General features: G+C 35.4%; 13 protein-coding genes. 1 reads left to right on the top strand and 12 read right to left on the bottom strand.

What is annotated here, in order from left to right; all coding sequences use genetic code 11:
- Positions 1-152 precede the first annotated feature (152 nt).
- The 12 genes from B8963_RS09575 to nagB all read right to left on the bottom strand — a co-directional run bounded on the left by B8963_RS09575 (position 153) and on the right by nagB (position 14,597).
- Positions 153-1,469: a DEAD/DEAH box helicase gene (locus tag B8963_RS09575; RefSeq protein ID WP_084061281.1), complete on the bottom strand. Its 1,317-nt coding sequence runs from the start codon at positions 1,467-1,469 to the stop codon at positions 153-155.
- 5 nt (positions 1,470-1,474) lie between these two features.
- Complete coding sequence (locus B8963_RS09570; RefSeq protein WP_084061280.1) at positions 1,475-2,812, bottom strand: DEAD/DEAH box helicase; 1,338 nt, start codon at positions 2,810-2,812, stop codon at positions 1,475-1,477.
- Positions 2,813-2,950: 138 nt separating this feature from the next.
- Positions 2,951-3,619: an RluA family pseudouridine synthase gene (locus tag B8963_RS09565; protein WP_084061279.1), complete on the bottom strand. Its 669-nt coding sequence runs from the start codon at positions 3,617-3,619 to the stop codon at positions 2,951-2,953.
- Positions 3,620-3,819: 200 nt separating this feature from the next.
- Entirely contained in the window at positions 3,820-4,188 is a 369-nt protein-coding gene (locus B8963_RS09560) for a DMT family protein (protein ID WP_084061311.1), read from the bottom strand.
- 66 nt (positions 4,189-4,254) lie between these two features.
- A complete protein-coding gene (locus B8963_RS09555; protein WP_084061278.1) occupies positions 4,255-4,476 on the bottom strand; it encodes a DUF6500 family protein in 222 nt (73 codons plus the stop codon).
- Positions 4,477-4,521: 45 nt separating this feature from the next.
- Positions 4,522-6,429 (bottom strand): acetate--CoA ligase, encoded by a 1,908-nt coding sequence (gene acs, locus B8963_RS09550; RefSeq protein ID WP_084061277.1) that lies wholly within the window; start codon positions 6,427-6,429, stop codon positions 4,522-4,524.
- A gap of 94 nt (positions 6,430-6,523) precedes the next feature.
- Positions 6,524-8,233 carry a sodium:solute symporter family protein gene (locus B8963_RS09545; protein WP_084061276.1) on the bottom strand — a complete coding sequence of 570 codons (1,710 nt, stop codon included), beginning with the start codon at positions 8,231-8,233 and terminating at the stop codon, positions 6,524-6,526.
- 23 nt (positions 8,234-8,256) lie between these two features.
- Complete coding sequence (locus B8963_RS09540) at positions 8,257-8,517, bottom strand: DUF4212 domain-containing protein (protein WP_084061275.1); 261 nt, start codon at positions 8,515-8,517, stop codon at positions 8,257-8,259.
- A 66-nt stretch (positions 8,518-8,583) separates the two neighbouring features.
- A complete protein-coding gene (locus B8963_RS09535) occupies positions 8,584-9,660 on the bottom strand; it encodes an anhydro-N-acetylmuramic acid kinase (RefSeq protein ID WP_084061274.1) in 1,077 nt (358 codons plus the stop codon).
- Positions 9,661-9,662: 2 nt separating this feature from the next.
- Positions 9,663-11,255, bottom strand: coding sequence for a glycoside hydrolase family 3 protein (locus tag B8963_RS09530; RefSeq protein ID WP_084061273.1), 1,593 nt, complete (start codon positions 11,253-11,255; stop codon positions 9,663-9,665).
- A complete protein-coding gene (locus tag B8963_RS09525; RefSeq protein ID WP_084061272.1) occupies positions 11,248-12,522 on the bottom strand; it encodes an MFS transporter in 1,275 nt (424 codons plus the stop codon). Before B8963_RS09525 ends, B8963_RS09530 begins: the two co-directional genes overlap by 8 nt.
- Before the next feature lie 98 nt (positions 12,523-12,620).
- Positions 12,621-14,597: a glucosamine-6-phosphate deaminase gene (nagB, locus tag B8963_RS09520; protein WP_084061271.1), complete on the bottom strand. Its 1,977-nt coding sequence runs from the start codon at positions 14,595-14,597 to the stop codon at positions 12,621-12,623.
- Positions 14,598-14,735: 138 nt separating this feature from the next.
- On the opposite strand from nagB, the gene B8963_RS09515 reads away from it, so the two are divergent.
- A complete protein-coding gene (locus B8963_RS09515) occupies positions 14,736-15,485 on the top strand; it encodes a DeoR/GlpR family DNA-binding transcription regulator (RefSeq protein WP_084061270.1) in 750 nt (249 codons plus the stop codon).
- Positions 15,486-15,487 lie beyond the last annotated feature (2 nt).

The raw sequence follows: 15,487 nt of genomic DNA, 5'->3' as shown, positions 1-15,487 counted from the left end.
CGATGCTTCTCGATACAAATTATTTCTTCGCTATCGCAACTAAATAATTCACTCGAAGTGACAATAAGGTTGATTTTTGATATTTCTAACTTCTAACTTCTAACTTCTAACATCTAACATCTAACAACTATCAACCAGCAACCCACAACCAACTACTCCAAAACCGTAATGCGTACTTTTTTCTTTTTAAGCTTAGTGTTGCTTAATTTGTTCACCAATTCGTTGGCTATAGCCTTTGGAACAGCGACAAAAGCACAGTCTTGTTTTAACTCAATGGCACCTAACTGATCTTTGGTGATTCCGCCTTGTTTAAAAAATAACCCTGCGATATCACCTTTTGATATTTTGTCTTTTCTTCCGCCTGAAATGAATAGGGTTTCCCAATACTGCGGTTTGCGAATGGCTTTGGCAGAAATATTTAATCTGTTTGGATTTTTTACATATTCCGGAAAATCTTCTTTTTCCCATTTTAGAACATAAGCCGTTCCTTTGGTATTAACTCGTGCTGTACGTCCATTTCTATGCGTGTATTCTTGTAAAGTTTGCGGCAACTCGTAATGGATAATATGTTTTAATTCTGGCACATCAATTCCCCTAGCAGCTAAATCTGTTGCAAGTAATAATTGGCTGGTACCATTTCTGAATTTTATCAGGGCACGGTCACGATCATGCTGTTCCATTTCAGAAGAAAAACAAGAATGACTGATTTTATTTTTAGTTAAAAACGAACTTAAATAAGTAATGCTATCTTTTAAATTGCAAAAAACAATCCCTTGGTCATTGCCGATATAATGAATTAAATCGAGCAAGGTTTGCGATTTGTTTCGCGTGGCAGAAATTACTGTTTTGATATCTAGCTTCAGTGCCTTTTTTTCTTTTAAATAATTGATTAAAACAGGCTGATCTAAACGTACAAAACTCGGAATTTCTATATTCTGTGTAGCCGAAGTAAGAATACGTTTGTTAATGTGCGGTACATTGGCAATAATGCCTTTCATTTCATCATCAAAACCTTTATCCAAACACTTATCAAACTCGTCTAAGATTAAAGTTTTAATGCTTTTTTTAGAAAAACGGTCGTTATCAAAATGATCTAAAATTCTACCTGGTGTCCCAATTAAAATTGCAGGCGTGTGTTTCAGTTCTATTTTATCTTTTGCCATAGTACGCCCACCATAAACGGCATTTACTTTAAAGCCAGTTCCCATTACGCGTAGCACTTGCTCTATTTGTATGGCTAACTCGCGAGTAGGCACTACAATTAAGGCTTGTACTTCATCAATCGTTGGGTCTAAAACCGCAATTAACGGTAGTAAAAATGCCAATGTTTTTCCAGTTCCTGTTGGGGAAAGAATAATGGTATTGGTTGTTTTTTCTATAACCGCAATAGCTTCTTCTTGCATTGGATTTAGTGCAGTAATATTCAGTTTTGCTAAAATATCCTGCTGATCTTTTATCGTATTTGCCATTGCAATTAGTGGTTTTTTGTATTCGGATTTGCTTCTTTAGGAAGAAATGTACCTGTTTGATCTAAGTAATTTGCCAGTACTTTTTCTATCAATTCTTCTTTTGTTAAATGATGAAAAATGGTTTTTACTTTATCCTTAAATTCTTCCGAAACTTCACGATTCGGTTTTGTTTTAAATATTTTCTTAGCCCAAAGTAACGCATTAGTTTCTTCTATACTCGCAGCGTCGGCTTTCTTAATTTTATGGAAAGTAATCCCTAATTCTTTTTCGAAAACCGGAATATCCGCCACTTCTTCCTGCTGAAGAATAGTTAACGAAAGTCCTTTTGCACCCGCTCTTGCCGTTCTACCACTTCTATGTACATATAAATCATACGTTTCAGGAAGGTGGTAATTGACTACGTAAGCAATATCTTTTACATCAATACCACGGGAAGCTAAATCGGTCGCTACTAAAATAGAAATATGTCCGTCTCTAAACTGACCCATTACTCGGTCACGTATTGCTTGTGTAAGGCTTCCGTGAAGTGCGCCAGAAGAGAATTTATTAATGGCTAAATTTTTGGCTAGTTTGTTTACGGCAGCCTTGGTTTTACAGAAAATAATACCTTGTTTCCCTTCTCTAGCGCTTAAAAAGTGCAGTAATACATCCAATTTTTCAATTGGTTCTACTACAATATACTGGTGGTCAATGCCTTGATGCCCAATAGTTTCCATATCGGCTTCCAGCTGCATGACATTTTTATTCAAGTAATTTTGCACCAATTGTTTAATGGAACCCGGCATGGTAGCCGTGAACAAAAAGGTTCTGCGGTCTTCCGGTAATTCCTTTACAATAGGATCTAAGTCTTCCTTTAAGGCCGTGACCATTTCATCGGCTTCATCTAAAACCAAATAATGGGCATTTTTTAGATTGATGGCTTTCTTCTGAATTAAATCTACCAATCTACCTGGAGTTGCTACCACCACATGTATGGTGCTTTTTAGCTTTTCTATCTGAGGTTTTATAGGCGTTCCACCACAAATGGATATAATTGATATGGCAGGCGTATGTTTAGCAAACGACACTAAATTGGCATAAATCTGTTGTCCTAATTCACGCGTTGGTGCTAAGATAACCGCTTGTATTTTGTTGTTTTTTACATCGATTAATTGAAGCAAAGGCAAGCCAAAAGCGGCAGTTTTGCCCGTTCCTGTCTTAGCAAGGGCAACAATATCTTTCTTTGCGGTTAAGATTAACGGAATGGTTTTTACCTGAATATCTGTTGGAACAGCAATCTGTAAATCGGTTAAACTTTGTTGAAAGGCTTCGTTAACACCAAGCTTGGAAAACTTCTTTGACATAAAATAATTTTGGACAAAGATAGCTACAGTTTATTTGGGATTGGGTTTTATTCGGGGATAAGTAACAGTTTTATACTCGTTTGCCTTTTTCTAACTGTCTAGATATTCTAGTTTCTTATTTTTTTAGAGAAGTGTTTTTTAGATCGCTTCAAATTTCCAATAAAGGTTATTTGGCATGGGAGCTTCAAAAGTCTGAGTAAGCAAAGAATCTTTTAATTGGTACGTTATTTTCCAAGCATGAAGACAAATAGATAACGGAAGATATACTTGATCTGAGCCATATTTTTCATCGCCGATAATGGCCAAACCTTTATTGGCTAATTGGGCGCGTATTTGATGGAATCTACCTGTTCTTGGTTTAATTTCTAATAGGTAGCCAAAATTATTCTTGCCAATTACTTTATAAGAAAGGGCACAGTTTACAGTACTGTTGGTTTTAGCGGGAAGGATATAGGATTTTTTTTCTATGTTATTCTTTTGAAGAAAATCGGTTAAATTTTGATTTCCACTAGGTGGTTTATTTTTAACGACCGCTAAATAAGTCTTTTGTATTTTTCGACTGCTAAAGAGTAAATTAAATTCAACAAGAATGCTCTTTTTTTTGGCAAAAATTAAAAGGCCACTTGTAACCCGATCTAACCTGTGAATAATACCAATAAATGGTTTAGGCTTGTTTTTTATAAGATGAGTTAGTACCTGCTGTTCTACGGTAGACTTTTCGAACGGGTTATTTTCACTGATTAAACCAGCCAATTTGTTAACAATAAGATAATCGCTGTTTTCATATACTATTTCAAGATCAAGCATGGGCAATCGTCTTTTTAACTGTTAGAATAGTAAATGGGTCTGCGAAAAGTATAGCTACACGATACTAATTATAGTTCGTGTGGTGTGGTGTAATGTTATGTAAAGATAACTACAGTTCGAATGAAACTAGTAGGTATAATGATTTATTTAAAAAACAGCTATTTTTTTGGTTTATGTAATTTCACCTAAAGGTTAGCGGTTTATTTCTTAAACATAAAATAAACGGCTAGAATTAAGAATATAAATGAAATTACATGATTGAGTCTAAAGGTTTCTGTTTTGAAAACCACAAGGGTAAATAGGGCAAAAACAACCAAAGTGATTACTTCTTGTATTACTTTTAATTGTATTAGGCTAAATGGACCGCCATTACCACTAAAGCCAATGCGGTTTGCTGGGACTTGAAACAAGTACTCGAAAAGAGCAATTCCCCAACTGATGAGTACAATGGCTATAAGGCCTAGTTTATTAAACCATTTCCATTCTGCAAATTTTAAATGGCCGTACCAAGCAATTACCATAAACGAATTGCTTAAAATTAGAAGTCCAATGGTCCAAAATGCTTTCATCCCTTTTTTAGTTTTTTTGGTGTGCAATTACGGACCAAAAATACATCAGGAAACAACATGTTGTAATTATTTCATTTCTTTTTTAACTAGGCTAATAATTTTAGTCGCTTTTTCAAAATGATCTAATTTATGGGTAGCAATCCACCATTGCGCAACCTCCATTAGTAACTCAGGATTGTCATTTTTATTGGCAAAAAATGCGTAGAAAGAAAGTCCGACGTTTTCTCCTTTTTTAGCAATTTTATCTTGGCAAACGCTTATGATTTTTTGCTGGATTTTTTCAGTCATTTTTAATGAAGTTACCTCTTAAGCTAAGTTATGGTATTTGATTGTTTAAAGCGCATTATCTATAATTTCCTGAACCACTTCTGGGTTTAGAAGCGTACTGGTATCACCAAGATTAGAAATGTCATTACTTGCAATTTTGCGTAAAATACGTCGCATAATTTTACCACTTCGCGTTTTAGGTAATCCAGATACAAACTGAATTTTATCTAGTTTGGCAATAGGACCAATATGTTCCGTAATTTGCTGGTTAATTTCTTTACGAAGGTTATCACGATCTCGAGTTTCACCAGTTTCTTTTAGAATAACATATCCGTATAAGGCATTTCCTTTTACGTCGTGCGGGAAACCAACGATCGCAGATTCTGCCACAGCAGGGTGTTCGTTTATAGCATCTTCAATAGGCGCAGTGCCTAAATTATGTCCAGAAACAATAATAACATCATCCACACGACCCGTAATTCGGTAGTAGCCCACCGCATCACGCAAGGCACCATCACCAGTAAAATAATTGTTTTTAAAAGCCGTAAAATAGGTGTCTCTATACCGGTGGTGATCTCCCCATATGGTACGGGCTATTGCCGGCCATGGAAATTTAATACACAAACGCCCCTCTACTTGATTGCCTTTAATTTCATTGCCTTCTTCATCCATTAAAGCAGGTTGAATACCAATAAAAGGCAAGGTGGCATAAGTTGGTGTTGTTGGGGTTACATACGGTATAGGTGTAATCATAATTCCACCAGTTTCGGTTTGCCACCAGGTATCTACAATAGGACTTTGTTTTTTGCCGACATTGTTGTTATACCAATGCCAAGCTTCTTCATTAATGGGTTCCCCTACAGAACCTAGAACTTTTAGGCTCGATAAATCATGCTTTTCAACAAATGATAAATTCTCTTTTGCTAAGGCTCTTATTGCTGTAGGAGCAGTATAAAACTGATTTACTTTATGCTTTTCTATGACTTCCCAAAAACGACCCGAATCAGGATAAGAAGGAATACCTTCGAACATAAGGGTAGTCGCTCCATTAGCTAAGGGTCCGTAAACAATGTATGAGTGACCGGTAATCCAACCTATATCGGCGGTACACCAATACACATCATCTTCTCTATATTGAAAAACATTTTTGAACGTATAGGCGGTATACACCATATATCCTCCAGTAGTATGTACCATTCCCTTTGGTTTGCCTGTAGAACCAGAGGTGTATAAAATAAATAATGGATCTTCGGCATCCATAATCTCCGCAACGCAATCGGCATAGGCTTCATCTAAAAGTGGTTGTAACCATTTGTCACGACCCGCTTTCATATCAATTTTAGTATTGATCCGTTTAGCCACGAGCACATTTTTTACTCCAGGGCATTCTTCCAATGCTTTATCTACAATTCCCTTTAAATCTATTGTTTTATTACCACGATACGATCCGTCAGAAGTTATCACGAGCTTACAGTCAGAATCATTTATCCTAGTAGATAGGGCATTAGAAGAAAAGCCAGCAAATACCACAGAATGGATGGCGCCAATACGCGCACATGCTAAAACGGCAATGGCTAGTTCAGGAATCATAGGTAAATAAATACAAACACGATCGCCTTTGTTTACACCATGGTCTTTTAACACATTTGCCATACGACTTACTCTTTCATGTAACTGAAAGTATGTAATATGTTCCGCTTCTTCATCTGGATTGTTAGGTTCAAATATAATGGCCGTTTTAGTACCACGAGTAGGTAAATGGCGGTCAATACAGTTTTCTGTAATATTTAGTTTAGCACCTTCAAACCATTTAATTTCTGGTTTTGTGAAATCCCAACTAAGTACGTTATTCCATTTTTTACGCCATACAAAATGTTCTTCCGCAATTTCTTCCCAAAAAGCTTCAGGATTTCGAACAGATTTACGGTAAACTTGAAAATATTCTTCTAAATGTTTGATGTGGTAATTACTCATGCGCTGTATGTCTATAAATTAATGAACATTATCTAATTGAGATTGTACATTAAAACTTGTTTTATTAATTATTTCATTGTTTACGAGGCACTGTTTAATGTCCAGTTGCTTCTTTTGCTCCACTTGGAATACGAATGTCTTCGACAATATCTTGAACATCTTGCGGTGGTTCTGGAGTAAATCTCATAACAACTAATGCTACTATAAAGTTAGCAATCATTGCGATACTACCAAAGCCTTCTGGAGAGATTCCGCCTTTGCCAAAATTAAACCAATAGTCCGCTGGCGTTCCACCACCAAACCATCCAAATTTGAATTTGGTCATATAGAAAAGCATCAATAAAATTCCGACTACCATTCCAGCAATAGCACCCTCTTTATTCATTTTCTTATAAAAAATACCAAGTACAATTGCCGGGAAGAATGATGCAGCAGCGAGTCCAAACGCCAAGGCAACCACTGCGGCAACAAATCCTGGTGGATTAATGCCAAAATAACCTGCGATGATCACAGCAATAGTTGCTGAAATTCGAGCTGCCCATAGTTCACCTTTGTCGGAAATATTAGGTTTAATTATTTTCTTAATTAAATCATGTGAAACCGATGATGATATAACCAATAGCAAACCGGCTGCAGTAGAAAGTGCAGCTGCCAATCCGCCAGCGGCAACCAAGGCAATAACCCAAGCTGGTAAATTGGCAATTTCTGGATTAGCGAGTACCATAATGTCATTATCAATGGTTAATTCATTTTTAGTTTTATCTGCTACGTACTGAATTTTACCATCGTTGTTTTTATCATCAAAGGTCAATAAACCAGTGCCTTCCCAATTTTTAAACCATTCGGGCATATTTGCATATGATTGATTGCTTACGGTATTAATTAAATTTGTTTTTGCAAACACTGCTACTGCAGGAGCCGTAGTATATAAAATGGCAATAAGCAATAATGCTAATCCAGCAGATTTACGGGCATCTTTCACTTTTTTCACTGTAAAAAATCGTACAATAACATGGGGTAATCCTGCAGTACCGACCATTAAGGCTAAAGTAATTGTAAATATATCGATAGTAGACTTTGAGCCATCGGTATAGTTATTAAAGCCAAGTTCGGTTGATAAGCCATCTAACTTTTCTAATAAATATAATCCAGAACCATCATTAACCGTAGCACCCATGCCTAATTGGGGAATTGGGTTTCCTGTCATTTGTATGGATATAAAAATAGCGGGTACCATAAAAGCAAAAATGAGCACACAATATTGTGCCACTTGCGTATAGGTTATTCCTTTCATGCCACCTAGAACCGCATAAAAAAGTACAATGACCATTCCGATAATTACCCCTGAATTGATATCTACTTGTAAAAATCTAGAGAATACAACACCAACGCCACGCATTTGTCCCGCTACGTAGGTGAAAGAAACAATTAGGGCACAAATAACGGCTACAATACGTGCTGTTTTTGAATAATACCGATCTCCAATAAAATCAGGGACTGTGAATTTTCCAAATTTTCTCAGGTAAGGAGCTAAGAGTAGGGCAAGGAGTACGTAGCCACCTGTCCATCCCATTAAATAAACAGAGCCATCATAACCGGCGAAGGCAATAATTCCGGCCATGGATATGAATGATGCTGCTGACATCCAATCTGCCGCTGTGGCCATACCGTTTGCTAGTGGAGAAACTCCACCGCCGGCCACATAAAATTCTTTCGTTGATCCAGCTCTAGACCAGATGGCAATGCCTATATAAAGTGCAAAAGTGAGTCCGACTAAAATATAGGTCCATGTTTGAACTGTCATAATAATAAATTTTGGTTGGTAATTTATTCGTTGTAGCCGTATTTTTTATCGAGCTTATTCATTAGTCGTACGTACACAAATATGAGAATAACAAAAACATAAATGGAACCTTGCTGCGCAAACCAAAAGCCTAATTTGAAACCTCCAATTTGGATTTGGTCTAGCGTTTCTTTAAACAAAATTCCTGCTCCATAAGAAACAGCGAACCAAATGGATAGCAGTATAATTAAGTATCTGACATTTTCTTTCCAGTAGGCAGTTGCTTTTTTTTGTTTTTCAGACATTAGATTGGTTTTAGTATTTGTGATGTTCTAATATAGCAAATTGCAATCAAAATACTGATGATTCATTTAACAAGCCACATAGATAACTCCACTAGAAGAGTCGCGAGTTGCTCCAGTAACAGAACAGAGTACATTTGTTTCTTTTCTGAGGCGTAAAACACCCATTAATGCAAAAATAAGCGCCTCTTTAAATTCAATTATCGTTTTTGAAGGAACATCAACGGTTACTGTGTTACCTAATTTTAGTTGTAAACTTTCAATTAAATAATTATTTAGTGCACCACCACCTGTTACCAAAAGCGTGTTTTTTGGGCGGGTGGTATTCTGTAAAATATCTTCAGCAATTTTCTCACTAACATGCATCACCATAGTGTGCAGAAGATTTTCAAGAGCGTCTTCGGTATTATCAATTATAGGAACAACTTTGTCTATAAACCATTCATATCCGATAGACTTTGGGAAAGGTAAATCATAATATTCCAAAGCATTTAATGCTTTTAACATGGTGGAATTTATACTGCCTTTGCGAGCTAATTTACCCCCTTCATCATAGGCTAGTCCAGCTTTTCGGGTGATGTAATTAAGGCCCATGTTGGCAAGCCCGATATCATAAGCAATCCTCTTATGATGAAAATTAAACGATATGTTGCTGATCCCACCAAGATTTAAACAGAAGTCGTAATCATTAAAAAAAAGTTGATCACCAATTGGAACCAAAGGCGCTCCTTGTCCGCCTAAAGCCACATCATTAGTTCTAAAATCACAAATTACCTCAATTCCTGTTTTATTGGCGATATGTTGTCCAGAACCTATTTGAAAAGTAAATCCTTTATGGGGTTGATGATGAGTAGTATGACCATGACTTGCAATATAATCTACATCAAGATTTTGTTCTTCAATAAATAATTTTGCCTGTTGCCCAAGCCAAGTACCGTAACTGTTGTGAAATTGTAATAACTCAGCAGCGGAAAGCGAAATAGAATCTTTTAATTTTGTTTCCATTTCAGTGGTGTAGGAAACACTTTTTGTAGCTTTAATTTCAAATTCCCATTTGGCCTTTTCCTCCCAAATATGGCAGTATGCTAGGTCTAATCCATCTAAGGATGTGCCTGACATAAGTCCAATAATTTTATAAATTTTCATTGTTAAATAGATTTAATAGAAACCGGTATTTTACCTGAAGCTTCAATTTCTTTTAGAACAAATTGTACTGCGGTTTCTTGAAATTCTTTAAAATTCTGATAGGCAATTACAATAGCCTTTGCTTTATCAATTTGCAAATGATTTAAAACATAAGGATTACCAAAAAGGTACAAAATCACATTTTTAGTTTCAAATAATTCATTAATTAAGTCTAATTGCTCTTTAGGAATATCAAACAAGTTAGCTGGTTTTGCTTTTGGAGGAAATAGTGCCAAAAGAATGTTTTTTTCGTTTTTGGTTTGTTGCCGTAGTACTTCAACAGAATTTTCGAAGGTTGACATTAATGGAAACGTTTTTTTATCTGCTAATGTTTTAAAGAAAATAGACGGAGGCTTGCTTTGGTTGATTTCTAAACCAATAAAATCTTGCGTATTAAAAGAGCCAGTAGTGCCTTTAAAAAGTGTTAAACTTGCCCTTGCAATTTCTTTGTTTACTATAGAGGCTTCACTTAATTTTGCAGGATTATCACATGCTTTGAACGCCATTTCTTTTAACCTCCAAAGGCGTTCAAAACTTTCTTCAACCTGACTATTTGAGGCATTTTCTACTATAGTTTGGATGCCTTCTTCTATATTTTCGGCAAAACATAATACATCATTTCCCGCATCGAAAGCCAACCATTCTAACTCCCCTTTAATAGGATAGTTTTTTGATACGGCATGCATATTTAAGGCATCAGAAATGACCACCCCTTTAAAATTCATTTCCTCTCTTAATAAATTCTTCAACATTTTTTTAGAAAGACTTGAAGGAATTGTGTCACCATCAGCTAGAGCAGGAATAGATAAATGACCCGCCATGATGGTAGGAACGCCTTCATTGATTAATTGTTGAAAAGGAAATAGTTCATTTGCTACCAAATCATCCTTAGATTTTGATATTAATGGCAGTCCCAAATGTGAGTCCACCGCAGTATCTCCGTGGCCAGGAAAATGTTTTAAACAGGTTATTACGCCTTCATGAGCTGATCCCTTTATAAAAGCAAGGGCTTTTTGGGTAACGTTATGTTTTTCTTCTCCGAAAGAGCGATACCCAATAACAGGATTATTAGGATTGTTGTTGATATCTACCACAGGTGCTAAATTCCAATGAATTCCTGCAGCCTTGCAATCTTGAGCAATTTGTTGCCCTACTTTATAAATTAAATCGGTTTTGTTTGGAATAGCCCCTAGTGTAATGGCATACGGATATTGGGTAGTATTCTCAATTCGCATTGCCAAACCCCATTCCGCATCAATACTGATTAACAAAGGATATTTTGCTACAGATTGATAGCGTTGGATTAGTTTTTTTAATGTGGCAAAACTATCTTCATTGTATACAATTTTCTTTTTGCCCTCGAAATTAGTTGCAGCACTAGCGCGACTATGAAAAAAACATAAACTTCCAACATGGTGCTCTTTTATTAATTGTTCTATCGCTAGAATTTCTTCTTCCGAATCATTAATAAAAGCTGCAGGCATAAATAGTTGACCAATTTTTTCAACTATAGAAAGCTTTGTTTTTGCTTGTATGTATGGAATAAAATTATTCATTACTCACAGTTTCTTTCTTTCCGAAATCGGCAGGATATTGTAAATATTTTAATAGGAACAACGCTGGCAATGCGGCTATTACTACCCAAACAAAAAATCCGCCATAGCCTAACCAATTTTGAATATACCCACTAATCATTCCAGGCAGCATCATTCCTAAGGCCATAAATCCAGTGGCAATAGCGTAATGCGAAGTTTTAGAATTACCGTTTGCAATATAAATTAAGTACATTAAAAATGCAGCAAACCCAAAACCATAACCAAATTTTTCGAGCACTACTGTTGTAGTAACGGCAACAATATTTGTGGTTTTTGTAAGCGCTAAAATGGCATAAAATATATTAGGAACATTGAGGGAAAAAATCATAGGCAGCATCCACTTTTTGAGTCCATCTCTGGAGATTAGTATGCCACCAAGGATGCCACCAACGGTAAGTGCAATAACACCAATAGTTCCAAATAAGAGTCCTAATTCTTTAGTGCTATAACCAAGGCCTCCTTTATCTGGGGTATCTAATAAAAATGGAGAGGCCATTTTAACTAATTGTGATTCTCCTAATCTATACGTAAGAATAAAGGCAAGAGCAATACCAATTTGTGGCTTTTTGAAAAACGAGATAAATACTTCAAAAAAACCTTTGGGCTTGTCTAAAGTTATGTTATCTGAACTTTCATATTTAGGTGCTGCAAAAAAATTAGAAATTGTTAAAACTAACATTAGAAATGCAGTAGCGGTCATGGTTATACTCCAAGCCTTGGTGTTATCACCATATTTTTCCTCTAAAAAGCCAGCACCAAAAACTATTAGACCTTCCCCGGTAACCATTGCTAAGCGGTAAAATGTACTTCGCATACCAACAAAGAAAGATTGCTTCTTTTCTGTTAGTCCCAACATATAGTATCCATCAGAAGCAATATCATTGGTGGCTGATGCAAATGCAGCCATCCAAAAGCAAGCAAGAGTGGTTATAAAAAACATATTAGAAGATATGCTGAGGCCCACACCAAAAAGTGCAATAGCTATTAGTAATTGCATAGCCAAAAACCATTTTCTTTTGGTACTAAAAAGATCTACTATTGGGCTCCAAAAAGGTTTTAATACCCAAGGTAAGTACAATAAACTGGTGTATAGTCCAATATCTTCATTACTTACCCCAAGGTTTTTATACATGATTACCGATACGGTAACCACCAGTACATAAGGCAAGCCTTGAGTAAAATATAAAATGGGCACCCAGGCCCAAGCTCCTTTATCTTTTTGAATCATTCGAAATTAGTTTGAGCTAAATGTAGATATAAAATTAAAAAGAGTAATATAAATGCAATATTTAAGATTTTAAACAAGTTTTTTGAGATGATTTTTTCTTAAAATTTATAGCGTACAAAACTTTCCATTGCTTCGTATTCGGCGAGTCCTAATGCATTATATTTTCGTGCGGTTTCTTTATTACGTTGTTCTGCTCGTTGCCAAAACTCTCGTTCATCATTTCCCGGAAACATTGCAGCATCCTTTTGAGATTGATGTTTAAAAATGGCATTCTTTTTTCTTTGCATGTCTTTAGGGCCAATTGGCACGGTCATTTCCATGTCTGCAACATCCCATTCTTGCCAAGCGCCACGGTAAAGCCATAGATAACAATCGTCTATCCATTTTACTTTATCTTTTTTGAGTTGTTCAAATGCTTCAAAAACAATTTTTAAACAAACTCTATGGGTGCCGTGCGGATCGGATAAATCGCCAGCCGCAAAAACTTGATTGGGTTTTATTTTGTTTAAAAGATCATAAGTAATTTGAATATCAGCCTGTGAATGTGGTTTTTTCTTTACCGTACCAGTTTCGTAAAAAGGTAAGTTTTGAAAATGTGCATTATCTTCTTCAACGCCACAATAACGGCAGGCGGATAACGCTTCCCCTTTTCTTATAAGTCCTTTTATTTTCTGAATTTCAGGACTATCTATTTGTCCAGGAGTTTTATTTTTTAGAAAATCTCTAATCTTATCGAACTGTTTTATTAGTTCATGATTATTTGGTTGCATATCTAGGGCAAAGTCCAAAAAACGGATAACTTCATCATCAAAAACAGCAATATTACCAGAAGTTTGATAGGCCACATGTACATGGTGTCCTTGATCCACTAATCTTAATAAGGTACCACCCATAGAAATTACATCATCATCTGGATGTGGACTAAAAATAAGTGAGGTTTTCGGAAAGGGACTTTTTCTTTCAGGTCTGTTATGGTCATCAGCATTTGGTTTTCCACCAGGCCAACCAGTAATAGTTTGTTGTAATTGGTTGAAAACTTTTAAGTTAATACTTTCTGCAGAACCAATATCTGCAACCAAACTACCCATGCCAAACTCACTATAATCTTCATTGGTAAGTTTAAGTATGGCTTTGTTCAGCTTTTCGGATAACCAAATTGTAGCTCTTTTTATTAAGGTATCATTCCAAATGCATTCCGAAACTAACCAAGGTGTATGTATTCTGGTTAAGTTTGATGCGGCAGCTTCATCTAGAATAAAATCGCAATTAACGTGGTGTTGCAGAAAAGTAGCGGGTATAGACTCCTTTATTTCTCCTTCTACTGCATGTTTTATAATTAACGATTTTCCTTCACCCCATGCCATAAGGATAATTCTTTTGGCTGCCATTATGGTACCTACACCCATTGTTATGGCTTTTGCGGGTACATTTTCTAAACCAAAAAAGTCACTTGCGGCATCTAATAAGGTTACTCGGTCTAAACGTACAACCCTTGTTTTACTACTTAAAGATGAACCCGGTTCATTAAAGCCAATATGTCCAGTACGGCCAATTCCTAAAATTTGAATATCTATTCCGCCATTTTTTTCGATTTTAGCTTCGTAAGCGTCGCAAAATTCTTTTACATTTTCTTTTGTGCAGGAACCATCTGGGATATGAATATTTTCTTTTAAAATATCAATATGATCAAATAAATGCTCGTTCATAAATCGCACATAGCTATGAATAGAATCGGGTTGCATCGGAAAATATTCATCTAAATTAAATGTAATTACATTTTTAAAACTTAGCGATTCTTCTTTGTGGAATTTTACCAGATAATCATAAACTTTGGTAGGAGTAGAGCCTGTAGCTAGTCCTAATACTACATTATCGCTGGTTTTTTGTCGTTCTTTAATTAAATCTGCAATTTCTCGCGCCACATATAATGATGCTGCTTCCGAACTATCATAAACGTGCGTATTTATCTTTTCAAATTTTTTAAGTTCCGTATCTTTTTCTAATGTGTCGGGCATGTTATTAGTGTTCTTTTTGTTTTGTGTTTTTTTGAGTTTGAAATTCGTTCTTAAGAACATTGCTATTCAAAAATAAACAAAAATTTTGTCTTTGCAGTTTTTTGCAATTATTTTATTTTAATCATTATAAACAGCATAAAACAGCATTTAATTAAATATATTTGTAGTATATTTCAATGTTAAATAATTAGATAATCAATGTTAAAAGAGGAGCGACATAGGGTTATAATCAATGAAGTAGAGCTGCATAACCGAATTCTACTTTCAGATATTGCTGAGCAAATTGGAGTATCAATGGATACGATTAGAAGAGATGTAAAAGAGCTTGATGCAGATAAACAACTTAAAAAAGTACACGGAGGTGCTATTGCATTAGGTTTTACAAATTATGCCACTGAGAATAAGAATATATATGCCCTAGAAGATAAAATTAAAATTGCTACTAAAGCATTGTCTCTTATTAATACAGGGAATACAATATTAATTCATGGGGGAACCACCTGTTTAGAATTGGCAAAGTTGATACCTAATAAATTGGAAATTACCTGTTTTACAACTAGTCTTGCTGTAGCATTGGAATTGTTAACCAAAAAGGGAGTAGATGTGTTTTTTATTGGAGGAAGATTATCTAAAGACTCTCAAATTTCTATTGGTGCTAATGCAATACATCAACTTTTAGATATTACTTTTGATTACAGTTTTATTGGAACAGGATATGTAGATATAAATTATGGATTGACAGAATTTGATTTGGAAAGTGTACAAGTGAAAAAAGCTATAATTAAATCTTCAAAGAAAACTGTACTTTTGTCCATATCTGAGAAATTAAATTCTAAACATCGGTATAAAACGTGTGAAATTAACGCCATTAATACCATGATAACGGAACTAGATCCAGATGATATGTTATTAGAAAATTTTAGAAAACAAGACATTCGTTTGTTATAAGC

The organism is Cellulophaga tyrosinoxydans (assembly GCF_900176415.1).
GTDB classification, from domain to species: domain Bacteria; phylum Bacteroidota; class Bacteroidia; order Flavobacteriales; family Flavobacteriaceae; genus Cellulophaga; species Cellulophaga tyrosinoxydans.
This window is presented reverse-complemented; position numbering and strand designations above follow the sequence as displayed.